Source organism: Cupriavidus basilensis, from assembly GCF_029335485.1.
GTDB classification, from domain to species: domain Bacteria; phylum Pseudomonadota; class Gammaproteobacteria; order Burkholderiales; family Burkholderiaceae; genus Cupriavidus; species Cupriavidus basilensis_E.
Genome location: NZ_JARJLM010000719.1, coordinates 1 through 16,532 on the forward strand (window position 1 = coordinate 1; position 16,532 = coordinate 16,532).

20 protein-coding genes and 1 pseudogene are annotated in these 16,532 nt (G+C 68.0%); 14 read left to right on the forward strand and 7 right to left on the reverse strand.

Going from position 1 to position 16,532, the window contains the following annotated elements; translation table 11 throughout:
• The 6 genes from P3W85_RS44450 to P3W85_RS44475 all read left to right on the forward strand — a co-directional run.
• On the forward strand, positions 1-465 hold a 465-nt coding region (locus tag P3W85_RS44450), incomplete at its 5' end, for an ABC transporter permease subunit (RefSeq protein WP_430869727.1).
• A complete protein-coding gene (locus tag P3W85_RS44455; RefSeq protein ID WP_017228526.1) occupies positions 462-1,421 on the forward strand; it encodes a branched-chain amino acid ABC transporter permease in 960 nt (319 codons plus the stop codon). The genes P3W85_RS44450 and P3W85_RS44455, both read left to right, overlap by 4 nt.
• Entirely contained in the window at positions 1,418-2,167 is a 750-nt protein-coding gene (locus P3W85_RS44460; RefSeq protein ID WP_017228525.1) for an ABC transporter ATP-binding protein, read from the forward strand. The genes P3W85_RS44455 and P3W85_RS44460 overlap by 4 nt, the downstream gene beginning before the upstream one ends.
• Positions 2,164-2,874, forward strand: a complete 711-nt coding sequence (locus P3W85_RS44465; RefSeq protein WP_017228524.1) for an ABC transporter ATP-binding protein — start codon at positions 2,164-2,166, stop codon at positions 2,872-2,874. The genes P3W85_RS44460 and P3W85_RS44465 overlap by 4 nt, the downstream gene beginning before the upstream one ends.
• Before the next feature lie 293 nt (positions 2,875-3,167).
• Positions 3,168-3,401: a CDP-diacylglycerol pyrophosphatase gene (locus P3W85_RS44470; protein ID WP_276269515.1), complete on the forward strand. Its 234-nt coding sequence runs from the start codon at positions 3,168-3,170 to the stop codon at positions 3,399-3,401.
• A gap of 160 nt (positions 3,402-3,561) precedes the next feature.
• Positions 3,562-3,819, forward strand: coding sequence for a TetR/AcrR family transcriptional regulator (locus tag P3W85_RS44475; RefSeq protein WP_276269516.1), 258 nt, complete (start codon positions 3,562-3,564; stop codon positions 3,817-3,819).
• Positions 3,820-3,829: 10 nt separating this feature from the next.
• Here the strand turns inward: P3W85_RS44475 and P3W85_RS44480 are convergent, their stop codons facing one another.
• The 6 genes and pseudogenes from P3W85_RS44480 to P3W85_RS44505 form a co-directional block, all read right to left on the reverse strand.
• Positions 3,830-4,123 (reverse strand): XapX domain-containing protein, encoded by a 294-nt coding sequence (locus P3W85_RS44480; RefSeq protein ID WP_017228521.1) that lies wholly within the window; start codon positions 4,121-4,123, stop codon positions 3,830-3,832.
• A 62-nt stretch (positions 4,124-4,185) separates the two neighbouring features.
• Entirely contained in the window at positions 4,186-5,817 is a 1,632-nt protein-coding gene (locus P3W85_RS44485) for an MFS transporter (RefSeq protein ID WP_276269517.1), read from the reverse strand.
• Positions 5,814-6,212 (reverse strand): DoxX family protein, encoded by a 399-nt coding sequence (locus tag P3W85_RS44490; protein ID WP_276269526.1) that lies wholly within the window; start codon positions 6,210-6,212, stop codon positions 5,814-5,816. Before P3W85_RS44490 ends, P3W85_RS44485 begins: the two co-directional genes overlap by 4 nt.
• A gap of 83 nt (positions 6,213-6,295) precedes the next feature.
• Positions 6,296-8,164 (reverse strand): amidohydrolase, encoded by a 1,869-nt coding sequence (locus tag P3W85_RS44495; RefSeq protein ID WP_276269518.1) that lies wholly within the window; start codon positions 8,162-8,164, stop codon positions 6,296-6,298.
• 76 nt (positions 8,165-8,240) lie between these two features.
• A pseudogene (locus tag P3W85_RS44500) lies at positions 8,241-8,460 on the reverse strand (alpha/beta fold hydrolase); the annotation flags it as partial.
• A gap of 40 nt (positions 8,461-8,500) precedes the next feature.
• Positions 8,501-9,187, reverse strand: a complete 687-nt coding sequence (locus tag P3W85_RS44505) for a hydrolase (RefSeq protein WP_017228517.1) — start codon at positions 9,185-9,187, stop codon at positions 8,501-8,503.
• A gap of 444 nt (positions 9,188-9,631) precedes the next feature.
• On the opposite strand from P3W85_RS44505, the gene P3W85_RS44510 reads away from it, so the two are divergent.
• Complete coding sequence (locus tag P3W85_RS44510; RefSeq protein ID WP_017228516.1) at positions 9,632-9,994, forward strand: translation initiation factor Sui1; 363 nt, start codon at positions 9,632-9,634, stop codon at positions 9,992-9,994.
• Between the two features lie 126 nt (positions 9,995-10,120).
• Here the strand turns inward: P3W85_RS44510 and P3W85_RS44515 are convergent, their stop codons facing one another.
• Positions 10,121-10,294 carry a hypothetical protein gene (locus P3W85_RS44515; RefSeq protein WP_276269519.1) on the reverse strand — a complete coding sequence of 58 codons (174 nt, stop codon included), beginning with the start codon at positions 10,292-10,294 and terminating at the stop codon, positions 10,121-10,123.
• Positions 10,295-10,805: 511 nt separating this feature from the next.
• Between P3W85_RS44515 and P3W85_RS44520 the strand changes: the two genes are divergently transcribed.
• From P3W85_RS44520 to P3W85_RS44550, 7 genes are all read left to right on the forward strand, one after another.
• Complete coding sequence (locus P3W85_RS44520) at positions 10,806-12,020, forward strand: amine dehydrogenase large subunit (protein WP_276269520.1); 1,215 nt, start codon at positions 10,806-10,808, stop codon at positions 12,018-12,020.
• Entirely contained in the window at positions 12,017-12,640 is a 624-nt protein-coding gene (locus tag P3W85_RS44525) for a MauE/DoxX family redox-associated membrane protein (RefSeq protein WP_276269521.1), read from the forward strand. The genes P3W85_RS44520 and P3W85_RS44525 overlap by 4 nt, the downstream gene beginning before the upstream one ends.
• A 7-nt stretch (positions 12,641-12,647) precedes the next feature.
• On the forward strand, positions 12,648-13,235 hold the full coding sequence (gene mauD / locus P3W85_RS44530) for a methylamine dehydrogenase accessory protein MauD (protein ID WP_276269522.1): 588 nt from the start codon (positions 12,648-12,650) through the stop codon (positions 13,233-13,235).
• 62 nt (positions 13,236-13,297) lie between these two features.
• Positions 13,298-13,828, forward strand: coding sequence for a methylamine dehydrogenase light chain (locus P3W85_RS44535; RefSeq protein ID WP_276269523.1), 531 nt, complete (start codon positions 13,298-13,300; stop codon positions 13,826-13,828).
• A complete protein-coding gene (locus P3W85_RS44540; protein ID WP_276269524.1) occupies positions 13,825-14,313 on the forward strand; it encodes a c-type cytochrome in 489 nt (162 codons plus the stop codon). Before P3W85_RS44535 ends, P3W85_RS44540 begins: the two co-directional genes overlap by 4 nt.
• 1 nt (position 14,314) lies before the next feature.
• A complete protein-coding gene (locus P3W85_RS44545) occupies positions 14,315-14,824 on the forward strand; it encodes a c-type cytochrome (protein WP_276269525.1) in 510 nt (169 codons plus the stop codon).
• Positions 14,825-15,007: 183 nt separating this feature from the next.
• Positions 15,008-16,532: amidase (locus P3W85_RS44550; protein WP_430869728.1), on the forward strand; the 1,525-nt coding region annotated here is incomplete at its 3' end.

Here is a 16,532-nt window from a genome sequence, read left to right on the forward strand (position 1 = left end):
TTCATCACCGGCTACCGCCTGTTCATGGTCGGCACGGTGGCGGTCGCGGTGACGCTGCTCTTCGCGCTGCTGCGCTACAGCCGGCTCGGCATCCGCATCCGCGCCGGCACGCTCGACCTGGAAACCGTGGCGGCGCTCGGCATCAACGTCGGCAGGCTGCGCACCCTCAATTTTGGCGTCGGCATCTATCTGGCCGGGCTGAGCGGCGTGCTCGCCGCGGGGCAGCTCGGGCTGGAGCCGACCATGGGAACGGGGCTGCTGATGCCGAGCTTCATCGCGATTATCGTTGGCGGCGTCGGCAGCCTCGCCGGCACGCTGCTTGGCGGTTTGCTGATCGGCGTCGCCTCGGGCGTCACCGCGGTATTCCTGCCCGCGGCAAGCGAGGCGATCATGTACGTGCTGATGGCCGTGGTGCTGCTGCTGCGCCCGCGCGGCCTGCTTGGCGAAGAGGGCATGATGACATGAACGGACGGGAGCCGCCTCACCGGCTGCTGGCGCTGGCGGCACTCTGGGCGGCGCTGCTGCTTGCGCCCTACTGGATGCCATCGCTGGGCGGCTATACCGCGCTTGGCACGCGCGTGCTGGTACTCGGACTGGCCGCCATGTCGGTGAATTTCCTGCTGGGATTCACCGGCGTGCTGTCATTCGGCCACGCGGCGTACTTCGGGCTGGGCGCGTACGGGGCCGGCTTCGCGCTGAAGTTCCTCGCGCCGAGCACGCCGCTGGCGCTGCTGTGCGGCACGCTGCTGGGCGGGCTTGCCGGCAGCCTGCTGGGCGCGCTCAGCGTGAGACGGCGCGGCGTCTATTTCGCCATGGTCACCATCGCCTTCGGGCAGGTGTTCTACTACATCGCCTTCCAGTGGAGCTCGGTAACCGGCGGCGACGACGGCTTGCGCGGGTTCTCGCGCGTGCCGCTCAATCTGGGCATCGCCACCATCGACATCCTGTCGAACGCCAACGCCTTCTACTACTTCGTGCTGTTCTGCCTGGCGCTGGCGGTGGGGTTGATGGGCTTCATCCTGCGCTCCCCCTTCGGGCGAACCATGCTCGCGATCCGCGAAAACGAGCGGCGCGCCCGCTTTCTCGGCATTCCGGTGGACCGCCATATCTGGATCGCCTTCACGCTGTCGTGCTTCTTCATGGGCTTTGCCGGTGCGCTCTACGCCCTGCTGAACAACTTTGCCGATCCGCGCGGGCTGCATTACAGCCAGTCCGGCGACTTCGTGATGATGGCGGTCATGGGCGGCATGCGCAGCCTGTGGGGCCCGCTCCTCGGCGCCGCGGTATTCGTGGTGCTGCAGGATTACCTCTCGAGCATCACCCTCAACTGGATGTCGTTTGTCGGCATGCTGTTCGTCGCGATCGTGCTGTTCTTCCCGCGCGGCTTGCTCGGCTATATCCGGCGCAGGAGCGACTCATGAGCGTGCTCGAGGTCAAGCACGTCAGCAAGCGCTTCGGCAGCCTGGCCGCGGTGCGCGATGTTTCCCTCGCCGTGGAGCAGGGGGAGCTGCGCGCCGTCATTGGCCCGAACGGCGCCGGCAAGACCACGTTCTTCAATCTCATCAGCGGCTTTTTCCCACCGACCATGGGGACGATCGAGTTCGGCGGGCGCGACATCACGGCGCTCCCCGCGCACCGGCGGGTCGCCGCCGGCATCGCCCGCACGTTCCAGATCACCGAGATTTTCCCGGAGCTCACCGTGTTCGAGAATGTGCGCATCAGTGCCGAAGTGACGGCGGGCTTTCGCCTGCGCCCGTGGATCAGCCGGAGCGAGAAGGCCAGGGTCCGCAGCGAGGTCGAGGAAATCCTCGGGCTCACGGGCCTTCGTGCCAGATCCGGCCGGCTGGTCGGGGAGCTTCCCCATGGCGACCAGCGCGTGGCGGAGATCGCCATGGCACTGGCGCTGCGGCCGCGCCTGCTGTTGCTCGACGAGCCCACCGCCGGCATGGGCGACCAGGAGACCGGCGAGATCACGCAGCTGATCCACCGGCTGCATCGCGGCAGCAATTTCACCATCGTGCTGATCGAGCATGACATGCGCGTGGTCTTCCATCTCGCCGACCGCGTCACGGTACTCGACCAGGGCAGCCTCCTTGCCGAAGGCACGCCCCGGGAGATCGCGGCCAACGAGGCCGTGCAGGCCGCCTACCTGGGTAGCGCCACATGAGCGCCGCGCTCACCGCCGAGGGCCTCCAGACCTACTACGGCAAGAGCCATATCCTGCATGGCGTCAGCCTGGAGGTCGCGCAGGGCCGGATCACGGCGTTGCTGGGCCGCAATGGCGCAGGCAAGACCACGACGCTGCGTACCCTGATGGGCCTGACGCCCGCGCGCCAGGGGCGAGTGACGATCTTCGGGGCGAACACCACGCGTTGGCCGACCTTCCGGATTGCCGCGAGCGGCGTGGGCTACGTTCCCGAAGGGCGACGCATCTTCGCCAATCTCAGCGTCGAGGAAAACCTGAAGGTGCCGCTGGAGCGCGGCGGACCCTGGACCATCGAACGGATCTACGCGCTGTTTCCGCGGCTGGCCGAGCGCAAGCTCAGCCGCGGGCGCATGCTCTCCGGCGGCGAGCAGGAGATGCTGTCGATCGGACGCGCGCTCCTGCTCAATCCCCGCCTGCTCATTCTCGACGAGCCGTCGCAGGGCCTGGCTCCGCTGATCGTGCGGGATGTGTTTCGCGTGGTATCGCAGATGCGCGAGGAGGGGATCTCGGTGCTGCTGGTGGAACAGAACGCGCGCATGAGCCTCGAGATTGCCGATCATGCCTACGTGCTGGACGATGGCGGCGTAGTCTATTCCGGCAATGCGCGCGAACTCGCCGCCGACGAGAGCCGCGTCCTGGCACTGACCGGCGCCAGCGCGGAAACGTGAATACCCGGCGTGGCCCGCGCACCGCGCGCCGCAGCGTCGCCGCCCCTCAAGAGCGACCGCTTCCGGCCGTTAATGGCGTATGGCCCGGTGGGCCGCTGCGCTGCCGCTCGAGCCAGGGGCCTTTCCCGTGCCGGCTCTGGTTGCAATGGCCGCAACGCCCCCGCCGCCACGCCGGTGTATGCTGTCAAAAGCGGTCACCGTACAATGGTGCTGTCCAGGACACTTGGTTGTCACAATACTGTCCTTTTAGTGCAGACATAATTTACCGTCTAAACACGTTAAGGTCTTTGACGATGCGCGTGACGATTCGTACTATCACGATCCCGGGAAACCAGGGCCGCGCTGCCCTTCACAAGGCAGTGGTGTACGCGACCACCGAGCAGGATGCAGCGCCGCTCATGAGCAGTGACTGGAGCCAGCGCGAGCCGGAAGTCTTCATGGCCGCGCAGACCTGGGCCAGGCGCAACACCTACATCGTGTCGAACCCCCGCTCCGGCGCCTTCTACGGCAGTCCCGGCGCACGCTAGCGCCCAGGTCCGTCCGGCCCGCAGCGCCGGCGGCGGGCATGCGCGAGGCAGTTTCCGACCCGCTCCGCACGGCGGGCCGGACTGCTTCGCCCCAGGCCTTCCCCATGGTTGCGCCCCGCTATCATCCACGCTCCCGGCCAACCATCGCACACCACCACCCATGCCAAAGGAGACTGCGGAAGCCGCGCCGGCACGCAGGCATGTCGAGAAGCGGGAGGCCATCCTCGACGCTGCCGCACGGATCTTCCACCGCAAGGGACTGCGCGGCGCCACGCTGGCGCTGGTCGCGCAGGATGTGGGACTCAGCACCAACAGCATCACCTGCCATTGCCGCAAGAAAGAAGACCTGGTAGTGGCCTGCCTGATGCGCACCATCGGCGAGCATTCGCTGACCGGCCCGGCGCGGCCGGTGCATTGAAGCCAGCGCTTCAGTGCTCCTCCGCTGCCGGCTTCGACGCGGACTGCGCGACGAGTCCGGGCGCCGCCGCGTCCTTGGGCTGCACCCCGGTGATCTTGGGCACGCATTCGCGATGGAACCAGGCAATGGTTACGGGCTCGCCCGCCAGCATGCGCTTCACGGGCGGCACCACCTGCTCGCCGATCAGCATGCCCAGCAAGCCGATCAGCGCCACCGCCGGGGGCGCGGGAGAACGTACCTGGAGCAGCGCGTAGATGATGCCCACCAGGATGCCGGTAGCGAGGGAAATGACATATAGCTTCATTGGAGGCTCCAGGGAATGGAACGGGATAAACAGAATCGGAAAAACAGGATGGCGAGGCGCGGCTAGCGCGCCTTCCCGGCCGCCAGCGGCCGGCCGATCGCCAGCAGGTGCCGTACCCGGGGCGCCTGTGGTCCGGAGTGAAATCGCGCGACCTCGCGCTGCAGGTCGGCGTCGGCGGCCGGCACGCGCTGGTGCTGCCGCAGGTGCTCGGCCCATGACTCGACCAGGAACCATTCGGTATAGATGTCCGGGCTGGCAGCGTCTTCGGTCACGCCCCAGTCGAAGGCGCCATCCCGCAGGCGCTCTTCCGACAAGCGGTGAACGGCCAGCAGGAAGGCGTCGCGGTCGGCGCCGGCAACCCGGTATTCGATCAGTATCAGCACCGGCCCGCGATCGTGTGCTTCCGGCGCGAGCGGCTGCGGTTCCGGCCAGTGCTTCGCCGGCATGAGGTCTTCCTCGCCTTTGGGCAGTTTCATCCGATGCAGCAGCAGACCGGCAAGGGCAAGGCCGGCGGCAGGGATCAGCAAGCCCAGCGACGTACCCACTTGCTGCGCCACCAGACCCCACACCAGGCTGCCGGCGGCCATGGCGCCGTTGAATACCATCTGGTAGACCGCAAGCGCCCGTCCCCGGACCCAGTTCGGCAGGATGGCTTGCGCGGTCCCGCCCAGCGTGGTGAGGGCGGTGATCCAGGCGCTGCCCAGCAGCAGGAGCAGCAGCAACGCAAGCCATACCGGTGGCGCGGCGGAGAGGATCGCCATCACGGCCGCGGTGGCCAGGGCCGCCAGCAGCACCATATGGTCCGCGTCGAGGCGCTGCTGCAGGCGCGGCATCGCCAGCGCGCCAAGTATCGCGCCCAGGCCGACCGCGCCCAGCAGGATGCCGTAGAGACCGGCGCCACCGTGCAGCAGCTTCCTTGCCACCAGCGGCAACAGCGCCCACACGCTGCTGCCGAATGCAAAGTGGCACGCTGCACGCCAGAGCACCACGTGCAGCTTGCGATGCGCCCGCGTAAAGCGCAGGCCCGCGCGGAAGGCGCCGAGAAAGTGTTCGCGCAGCGGATCCTCGGGCCTGAGCGGCCGCTTCCACCAGACCAGCGCGGCGATCACGACGAAGTAGCTCGCCACGTCGAACGCATAGGTTGCGGCGGCGCCGAAGGCGGCCAGCAGCAGGCCGCCGGCGGCAGGCCCGATGGCCCGCGCGATGTTCACGCCGAGCGCGTTCAGGGCCACCGCGCTCTTGAGCTCCCGCTGGGCAACGAGGTCCGGCACGATGGATTGCCAGGTCGGCCCCATCATGGCCGAACCGATGCCACCAAGAAAGACCATGGTGACAAGGATGCCGATCGTGAGTGCGCCGTTATAGGCCAGCGTCATCAGCACGCCGCTCACCAGCGCGAGCCCGAGCTGGATCACGACCAGGAATCTGCGACGGTCCAGGATGTCCGACAGCACGCCTGCGGGGATCGCCAGCAGGAAGACCGGCAGCGTCGCCGCGGCCTGGATCATGGCGACCGCGGCGGGCGAGGAGGATAGATCGGTGACCAGCCATGCGCTGGCCACGTCGCGCATGAAGCCGCCGATATTGCCGACCACCGTTGCCATCCACAGGACGGCAAAGGTAGCCTGGCGCAGCGGCGCGAAACTGCCGCCGGGATTCGGCCTGGCGAGCCCCGGGCTGGCACTGTCCGTCATGGCATCCGGCCCGCGCCCGCCCTGCCGCGCCGGTCCTCCCAGGCCACCAGCAGGAACCCGCCGACCAGCCCGATGTGCTCGAAGAACGCATTGGCCATCATGGCCTGCTCAGCGGGCGGCGCCTGCCAGAAGCGGTTGGCCAGGAAGGAGGCCACCAGCGTGAAGGCTGCCAGCGCCAGCGCTCCGAGCCAGCGGTGGACGCCCGTCAGGACCATCAGCGAGGCGCCCAGCTCGACGACGATCGTGGCGATGGCCATCGGCCCGGCAGGATCAAGGCCAAGGTGCCGCACCTCGGCAACGGCGCCGGGAAAATCCATGGCCTTGACCAGGCCGCCCTGCAGGTAGGCGGCGCACAGGGCCAGCAGGGCAATCCAGCGCAACCAGGACGGGGGCATGCGGATTGCCGCCGCTACCGGCACCGCTTTGTCGGCGGACCTGTACTCGTTCATCCTGCATCTCCGGTCAATCGTCGATCGGGTCAGAACGCCCAGCAGGAGCAGCCCAGAGCGCCCCAGAAGGCGCTCTCGTCCGCGGCCGGCACGTTCGACTTCCAGGCATCGGCGTGCGCGTGGCCATGCACGCCGCAGGCGCTGGCACAGGCGCACATCGATGCCAGCGCGGCGCGCTGGGCCGCCTTCGGCCGCGGCTGGTAGCCGCCGAAATTGCGCACCGGCGCCCAGTCCGGCATGGCCGGCGGCAGGTCCGGGGCGAGCTTGCCAAAGTCACCGTCGCCGTAGACCACCTTGCCGCCAAGCAGGGTGAGCACTGACGTGATGTCCTGGATCTCGTCCCCGGGCACGGAGAAGTAATCGTTCGACAGCACCACCAGGTCGGCCAGCTGCCCGGCCTTGATCTGCCCCTTCTTGCCTTCCTCGGACGAGAACCAGGTGTTGGCCTCGGTCCACAGGCGCAGCGCGGTGTCGCGGTCGAGCAGATTGGCCTGCGGATAGAGGCCGAGCCCGCCGACGGTCTTGCCCGTGACCAGCCACCCCAGCGATACCCACGGGTTATATGAGGCGACGCGCGTCGCGTCCGTGCCGGCGCCCACCTTGACGCCGCGCTCCAGCATCCGCTTGATGGGCGGCGTGGCTTGCGCCGCTTTCGCGCCATAGCGCTCGACGAAGTACTCGCCCTGGTAGGCCATGCGGTGCTGGACCGCGATGCCGCCGCCCAGCGCGGCAATGCGGTCGATGTTGCGGTCGGTGATGGTCTCCGCATGATCGAAAAACCAGTGCAGGCCATCGAAGGGCACGTCCTTCGCCACCTTTTCATAGACGTCGAGCGCGCGCGAGATGGTTTCGTTATAGGTGGCGTGCAGCCGCCAGGGCCAGCGGTTTTCCGCCAGCAGCCGGATCACCGGCTCCAGATCGCCCTCCATTGACGGTGGCATGTCGGGCCGCTCCACGCGGAAGTCCTCGAAATCGGCCGCGCTGTACACCAGCATCTCGCCGGCGCCGTTGTGCCGGTACAGGTCGTCGCCCTGGCCCGGCTTCACCTGCCCTGCCCAGTTCTTGAAGTCGCTGAGTTCGTCCTTGGGCTTCTGCGTGAACAGGTTATAGGCCAGGCGCACCGTCAGCTGGCCCTCCCGATGCAGTTCCTCGATGATGTGGTAGTCCTCGGGATAGTTCTGGTAGCCGCCACCGGCATCGATGACGCCGGTGATGCCCAGGCGATTCACTTCGCGCATGAAGTGCCGCGTGGAGTTTTTCTGGTATTCCGGGGGAAGCTTGGGCCCCTTGGCCAGCGTCGCATAAAGGATGGTGGCGTTAGGCTTGGCCAGCAGCAGCCCGGTGGGGTTGCCGTAGGCATCGTGGACGATTTCTCCACCCGGGGGATTCGGCGTGTCCTTGGTGTAGCCGACGGCGCGCAATGCCGCGCCGTTCAGGATGGCGCGGTCATACAGGTGCAGGATGAATACCGGCGTGTCGGGCGCCGCCGCATTGAGTTCCTCGATCGTCGGCAGCCGCTTTTCCGCGAACTGGTGCTCGGTAAAGCCACCGACCACGCGAACCCACTGCGGCGCTGGCGTGCGGCCGACCTGCGCCTTGAGCATGCGCATGGCGTCGGCCAGCGAGCGCACGCCGTCCCAGCGCAGTTCCATGTTGTAGTTCAGGCCGCCACGGATGATGTGCATATGGCTGTCGATCAGGCCGGGAATGACGCGCCTGCCCTGCAGGTCGACAACCTTGGTCTGTGGCCTGGCCAACTGCATCATTTCCTGCGTGCTGCCGACGCCGGCGAATTTGCCGTCGCGGATGGCAACCGCTTCGGCATCCGGGTTGGCGCGATCGAGCGTGGCGAACTTGCCGTTGACGAGAACAAGGTCAGGCGTGGAAGACGGATTCATGGCGAAACTCCTGCTGGCGGCCGCCACGCGCAGCGCGGCGGCACAGGAAATAAAGCAAACAATGCCGCCGGCTGCGTCAGGCCGAAAGGAAGGCGAGCAGCTCCGCGTCGACCTGGCGGGCATTCACCGCACACATGTCATGCGATGCGCCCGGACGGGCTTTCAGCGTCGCCTGCCTGACGATCCTGGCGCTGAGCCGCCCCGCGGCGTCGATCGGCACGATCTGGCCGCCGTCGCCACGCAGCGACGAGCGTGGGCACATCGATCTTCTTCAGGTCGCCGGTGCAGTCGAGTTCCGGCGTGGGCGAGAACGTTGCGCCAGCGTCCCGGCGTGCCTTACCGCGCGGGAACGGGTTTCAGGGCCTCATGCGGCGTGCCGGTGCGCTGGGCGGCCTTGTGCACCATGGTGTAGGCATAGTCGACGCCCATGCCGTACGCGCCCGAATGTTCCTTGACCAGTGCCATCACGGCGTCATAGGTGTCGCGGTGCGCCCAGTCGCGTTGCCATTCGAGCAGCACCTGCTGCCAGGTCACGGGTACCACGCCGGCCTGGATCATGCGCTGCATGGCGTAGTCGTGCGCTTCCTTGGAGGTGCCGCCCGAGGCGTCGGCCACCATGTAGATTTCATAGCCGCCCTCGGCCATCGCGCACAGCGCGAAGCTGTTGTTGCACACCTCGGTCCACAGGCCGGAGACCACCACCTTCTTGCGACCGTTGGCGGCCAGCGCGTCACGCACCTTCTGGTCGTCCCAGGAGTTCATCGACGAGCGCTCCAGCAGCTTCTGGCCCGGGAAGACATCCAGCAGCTCAGGATAGGTGAAGCCGGAAAAGGACTCGGTCTCGACCGTGGTGATGGTCGTGGGAATGTTGAAGATCTTCGCGGCCTTGGCCAGCCCGACGGTATTGTTCTTCAGCGCCTGGCGGTCCATGGACTGTACGCCGAATGCCATCTGCGGCTGGTGGTCGATAAAGATCAACTGGCTGTTCTGCGGGGTCAGGACTTCGAGCTTGGGGTTCGTCATGGTGATCTCCTGCGTCGATAAGGGGGCGTGCCGGATTGATAGGGGTGGTGACGTGGTCCGTGCGGGCGGGGCTGGCCCGTTCCGCGCACGATTTGCGGCCCTGCTTGACGGCTTGCGAATGCCTCTCCGAAGAACATGCGCGCTCGTCTCGCGGCCATGCGCCCCTCGACAGCGAGAGGCATGGGGCGCATACGGAAAATACGATATCGGCCAGCGGCGGTATTGCACATTTTTGCGCTGATTTGTCTGTGAGCGTGGTCCGCCTGCGGTGCGCTTCCCGCCATAGGGCACAGGGCGGGCCGGATGGCCCGGCACGCTCGAGTCATTAAAGAAGAAGGCGTTTCCGGCAAGGCCGGCATGGCCCCCGCAAACGGCGCCGCCCCCTTGCGGGGCGTCCGCGCTTGTCGTACGCTGCCTGCCCCAGGCATCACCAGGAACCCCGCCATGCACCGCCCGAAATCCGCCAGCTCGCTGGTCTATTCCACCGAACAAGGCCGCATGTGCCCCGGCTGCGGCAACGCGGTAGCAGCCTGCACGTGCGGCAAGGCCACGGCGGCCGCACAGGGCGACGGCATTGTCCGGGTTTCGCGGGAGACCAAGGGCCGCAAGGGCAAAGGCGTGACGCTGGTGCGGGGCGTGTCGCTGGAGCCGCTGGCGCTCGCGCAACTGGGCAAGGAACTGAAGACCGCCTGCGGGTCAGGCGGCACGGTCAAGGACGGTGTGATCGAGATCCAGGGCGATCACTGCGACACGGTGATGGAGAAACTCCGGCAGCGTGGCATGACCGTAAAGCGGGCCGGCGGCTGAAGCCTGCCGGCGGCGGGCGCTGCCAGCCGGCCCTGCCAGGCAGGCTTGGCAGGCACATCGGGCTGCAGGGCCTGGAGAACCTGGAGAGCGGCAAGGCCGCGGGGAGCCGTGGAGGCCGCCTCAGCCTTACCTGGTGCGCTGCTTGTAGACGATGCTGCCGTCCGGCTTGCGCTGGGGCACAACCGGGTTGCGGGAATTGCACACCGGGCAGCGGAACAGCGGGCCCTGGCCTTCATCCTTGACGGTCACATCCTTGGGATCCCAACGCGTCTGGCACGATTGGTTCTGGCAAGTAAACATCTTCATTCTCCGTAATAGGCGCGGATCGTAGCACGGCGGCGGCGCAAGCCCGCCCTGCGCGCCCCTGGCACCGGCACGGCTGGCCAAACCCGGAGGCCGTGGCAGGCCCGATCCGGGCTGCTCCCGTTTTCCCCAACGGGATGGCCGCCACGCCCGCTCACCCTATCTTCGCCGTCCATTCTGCGCCGTTTCCGAAAACGGATACGCCGTTCCGTCAAAGCTTGCCGCAGACACGCCGTAACGTGCACAAACACGGGGCCGCTGCCGGCGGGAGCCGCAGGGCACGCACCGGCCCCGGGCGCGGCATGCCAGCGCCATGCACCGGTTTCCGCCATACGGAGATCGTCCCGAGTGTGGCCCGTGGATACCTGCCTGCGCAGGCATTGGTGAATGTCCCGGTGCCCGGCTTGCCGATTCCGGATAACGCCCACCCCACCTGCTTTCTTAGACTGGCCCCAGCGTAAAGCACGCAACCGTAACGCAGCATGCAAAAGGGAAAAGGAGCCAGCAAGTGAACCAGGCAAGCACCAGGGCCATAGCGCGCGGGGCCACGGGCACGCGCAGCAAGCGCGGGATCATGGCGGCGGCGATCGGCGTGCTGTCAGGCACCCTCGCCTTGCTCCCATATCCCGCCAACGCCGCCGACCTGCAGCCCGAAACCCTGTCCGTGCAGCCGCTGGCGCCCGCCGATGAAAACCGGCTCTACATCGCCGATGTGGCGTTCAAGCACATGGTGGACGGGCGCCTGCATGTGGTGGACGGCAAGCACATGCGCTATCTGGGGCTGGTGCCCACCGCATTCGGCGGACAGAGCGTGCTGTCGCCGGACAAGCGCACGCTGTATGTGATCTCTACGTTCTATTCGAGGCTGGCGCGCGGCGAGCGCACCGATGTGGTCAGCCTGTACGACACCGCCACGCTGGCATACCGCAGCGAGATCGTGATCCCACCCCGGCATGCGCAATCGCTGAACTACCGCGGCATCGCCACCGTATCCGCCGACGGGCATTTCCTCTATGTGCAGAACGCGACACCCGCCACTTCGGTGAGCATCGTCGACCTGCAGGCGGGCAAGTTCGTGGCCGAAGCGCAGACCCCGGGCTGCTGGGGCGTGTTCGCCACGGAGGCGTCCAGCCAGCGCTTTCGCACCCTGTGCAGCGACGGCACGCTGCTGACGGTGACGCATGACGCCGCCGGGCAGCCCAGCGCACAGAAGCGCAGCGCGCGCATGTTCGATCCCGATACCGATCCGGTCTTCCTGCACAGCGAGCGCGTCGGCAACACCCTGTATTTCGTTTCCTTCAACGGCAATGTCTATGGCGCCGACCTGTCGAGCGAGACACCGGCGTTCGCCCCGTCCTGGTCCGTGCTCGATGCGGCGGACCGCAAGGGAGGCTGGAAGCCCGGCGGCTACCAGCTGTTCGCGCTGCATGCGGCCAGCGGCCGGCTTTACCTGGGCATGCATCCGCGCAGCAAGGAGGGATCGCACAAGTCGCCCGCCGCCGAGATCTGGACCATCGACCTGGCGCAGCGCAAGCGCATCGCCCGCGCGCCCGGCCAGAACGCGCTGGCCCTCGCCATCACGCAGGGCCAGCAGCCCATGCTCTATGCGCTGGATGCCGCCAGGGCGGGCGTAGTCTCACTGGACCCGGCCCATGGCCTGAAGCCGATGGCCCGCCTCGACCAGGTGGCGGAAAACGCGGTGCAACTGGAGCTGCATCAATGAGCGCCGCCGGGATGATCTCCAGCATCCTGCGCGACCCGGTCGTGGTGGCCGCCTGTTCGGCCGCCGCCGCGCTGGTGCTAGCGCATTCGCTGTGGCCCAAGCTACGTGACTTCGCCGGTTTCTGGGGCGCGGTGAGCGCCTACCGGCTGGTGCCGCAGGCATGGTCGCGCCGGGTGGCGCTGGCATACGCGGGCGCCGAGGCGGCCAGCGTGGCCGCATTGGTGGCGGCGCCGCTGCATCCGGGCTCGGCACTGCTGGCGGCGTCGGTGGTGGCGATCGCCAGCGGCGCGGTGGGCATCAGCCTGCTGAAGGGCCGCCGCGACATCCGCTGCGGTTGCGGCAGCGACGCCGACAGCCTGCGGCTTTCGCCGGGCCTGCTGGTGCGCAACCTCGGCCTGCTGGCGGTGCTGGCGCTGGCCGCGGCAACCGCGGCCGGGCTGGCGGCGGACGCTGCGCCGCGGCCCTTCGCCATGCTCGACACCCTGGCCGCGGGCTTTTGCGCGCTGGCGCTGCTGCTGCTCTGGCTAGGCGCCACGCAATTGCTGGTCAATGCCGACCGCGCCATGCGCCGCACCGGTGCCGCCCATTCCACTCGCTCCACCCGTCCCACCCTTTCGTGAGATCCCCATGACTGCTCTTGTGATTGCCAATATCGTGCTGTGGATCGCCGTACTGGCGCTGCTGTTCGGCTTCTACGCGCTGGCCCGCCAGGTCGGCATCCTGTTTGAACGGGTAGCGCCGATGGGCGCGCTGGTGATCGATGCCGGCCCGCGCGTGGGCGAGACGCTGCCGCCCTTCGCGCTGCAGGACGTGCGCGGCACGCCGGTGACGGTGGGCGGTGCGCACGCGCGCAGCACGCTGCTGTTCTTCCTCTCGCCCACCTGCCCGGTCTGCAAGAAGCTGCTGCCCGTGCTCAAGTCCATGCAGGCGAGCGAGGCAGGCTGGCTGCGCGTGGTGCTGGCCTCGGACGGCGAGCAGCCGGAGCACCTGGCCTTCCTGCGCCAGGCCGGGCTGGCGGCTTTTCCCTACGTGCTCTCGCCCGAGCTTGGCAGGCATCTGCACATTGGCAAGCTGCCGTACGGCGTGCTGATGGACGAGCACGGCACGCTGCGCGCCAAGGGGCTGGTGAACTCCCGCGAGCAACTGGAAAGCCTGTTCACCGCCATGGACCTGGATGTGGCCTCGGTACAGCAGTTCCTGGAAACGCGCGCCTGAATGCCGCGCAACTCATCACAAATAACGCATGGTGGATAAAGCACAGGCAAGGGAGAAGCAAGATGTGGCTTGACCGATTCTTCGAACACCAGACGCGGCGCGCGGCACAGCGCACCGGCCGGCGCAGCATGCTGGCCACGCTCGGCAAGGCGATGGTGGGCACGATGGCGCTGCCGGTGCTACCGTTCGATCGCAGCGCGCACGCGGCCGGCGCCCATGGCGGCAAGATGGCCAAAGCCGGCGGGCCGCAGGCGCAGGACGAAACTGCCTGCGACTACTGGAAATACTGCGCGGTGGACGGCTTCCTGTGCTCGTGCTGCGGCGGCAGCTCCACCACCTGCCCGCCCGGCACCGAGCCCTCGCGCGTGTCGTGGGTGGGCACCTGCCGCAACCCGGCTGACGGCAAGGACTACATGGTCAGCTACAACGATTGCTGCGGCAAGACCACCTGCGGGCGCTGCGAATGCAACACCAACGAGCGCGAGCGGCCGGGTTACCGGCTGGGCGTGCACAACGATGTCAACTGGTGCATGAGCAACGACAGCACCATGTTCCATTGCACCACCTCGATCATCCTCGGAGTCCAGGAATGAAGCGGCCCTTCTGGTTCCCGCGGCCCCTCGCCGCACGGCTTGCCCGCCTGCTTGCGCTGGGCCTGGCTTGCGCGGCGAGCACCGGCGCGGCCCGGGCCGACCCGCTGGCCGAACAGGGCAAGGCCTTGTTCGGCACGCATTGCGCCGCCTGCCACAATGCCGATGCGTCGGGCATCGCCGGCGTGGCCCCCCCGCTGGCCGGCGCGCTGCGCGAGCGGCTGGCCTCGCCGGCGGACCAGGCCTATCTGGCCAATGTGCTGACGCATGGCCTGGCCGGCCCGATCCAGTCGCAGGGGCAGTCGTTCAACGGGATCATGCCCAGCTTTGCCACGCTGCCCGACGAATCGCTCGCCGCGGTGCTGTCCTGGCTGGCCGCAAGCAACGGCGTGCCCGAACAGGCCGTCAGCACCGCCACGCTGGCCGGCGCCCGCACCGAGCGCAAGACCCCGGGCGCGGTGCGCAAGCTGCGCGAGGCGGGGCAATAACATGGGCTCGCCGCAAGCACGCCTCAAGCGGACGGCAGCGCAGCGGGCACTCGGCGCCGTCGGCGCCATGGTGCTGGCCAGCGCTGGCCTGACGCCATCGCTGGCTGCGAACGCGCAGGCTGATCTGCGCCATGCGCGCGACACCTACCTGCTGCACTGCTCCGGCTGCCACCAGCCCGATGGCCGCGGCAAGCCCTCTGCCGGCATTCCGGACATGCGCGAGACCGCGCCGCTCCTGCTTGCCACGCCGGCCGGGCGCGCCTTCCTGATCCAGGTGCCGGGCACCTCCGCCTCCGCGCTGAGCAACAGCGAGATCGCCGGGCTGATGAACTGGCTGCTGCCCGCGCTCTCGGGGCGCAGCGATCTGAAGCCCTTCAGCGCGGAAGAAGTGGCCAGCTACCGCAGCCAGCCACTCGACGACGTCAGCGCGCACCGCGCGGCCATTCTTGGCACTGGCGCCGGCGGCCTGCCCTATGCCTCGCCCGGGCGCCGCTCCGATGTGACAGACTGATGCCGGCACGCAAGCGCGGCTAAAAAACAACCGACCCGAACAGCAAGGGGTGAGGAAATGAGGAAAGAGACGATGAATCCCTTTGGCACCCACGATAGCGGGCATGACCGCGGCACGGCGGCGCCGGAGCAGCGCTCGCGGCGCGACGTGCTGGGCCGCCTGGCCGGCGCCACCCTGGCCGGCATGGCCGCCGGCGCGGCTGCCACGGACGCCAGCGCGGCGGGCTCGCCCGGCCCTGGCGGCTCCCCGGCCGGCACAGCCGGCGCCTCGACCTCCGCAAGCGGTCCCAACCCCATCGTGATGATGCCGGCATGGCAACTCTCGCGCGAGATCCACGCGCGCCGGCTCTCCAGCCGCGAGGTGATGACGGCCTACCTGGACCATATCGAGCGGATCAATCCCGGCGCCAACGCCATCGTGGCGATGCGCGAGCGCGAGGTGCTGTTGCAGGAAGCCGCCGCCTGCGACCAGGCGCTGGCCGCGGGGCGCACAGCCGGCTGGATGCATGGCATGCCGCAGGCACCCAAGGACCTGGCGCTGACGCGCGGCATCCGCACCACCTTCGGCTCGCCGATCTTCCGCGACAACGTGCCAACGGTGGACGCCATCGTGGTGGAGCGCGCGCGGGCGGCCGGCGCGGTGCTCATCGGCAAAACCAATACGCCGGAATTTGGCCTGGGCTCGCAGACCTTCAACCCGGTCTACGGCGCCACCCGCAACCCTTACGACGCCGGGCGCACCGTGGGCGGCAGCAGCGGCGGCGCGGCCGCGGCGCTGTCCCTGCGCATGCTGCCGGTGGCGGACGGCAGCGATTTCGGCGGCTCGCTGCGCAACCCGGCCGGCTTCTGCAATGTCTACGGCATGCGGCCGTCCGCGGGGCGCGTGCCCTACGGGCCGGCGCCCGAAGTCTTTATCCAGCAGCTGGGCTACGAAGGGCCGATGGCGCGTACCGTGGCCGACGTGGCACTGCTGCTGGCCACGCAAGCCGGGCCGGATGCGCGCACGCCGCAGTCGCTGGCGCAAGACCCGGTGCTGGCCAGGCTGACGCCGGCCAATGTGGCCGATACGCTCAAGACGGATCTCAAGGGCAAGCGCGTCGCCTGGCTGGGCAACTGGGATGGCTACCTGCCGATGGAGCCCGGCATCCTGCCGCTATGCGAGGATGCGCTCAAGGCCTTCCCGGCGTTTGGCGTGAGCGTGGAAGCCATCAAGCCGCCGTTCTCGCCGGAGCGGCTGTGGAAGACCTGGCTGGTGCACCGCCATTTCCTGGTGGGCAACGGGATGCTGGCCTTCTACCAGGACCCCGCAAAACGCGCGCTGCTCAAGACCGACGCAATCTGGGAGATCGAGGGCATGCTCAAGCTCAACGCCGGCGATATCTATGCCGCCAGCATGGAGCGCAGCGCGTGGTACCAGGCCTTGCTCGGCGTGTTCAAGGATGTCGACTACATCGCCGTACCGACCGCGCAGGTGTTTCCCTTCGACGTGAACCAGCCATGGCCAAAACAGATCGCCGGGCGCGACATGGACACCTACCATCGCTGGATGGAAGTGGTTTTTCCGTGGACCCTGTCAGGCTGCCCGGTCATCAGCGTGCCGGTGGGATTCGGGCCGCAGGGCTTGCCGATGGGCATGCAACTGATCGGGCGGCCGCGCGACGATATCTCGGTGTTGCAGTTGGCGTGGGCTTATGAGCAGGAGAGGGATT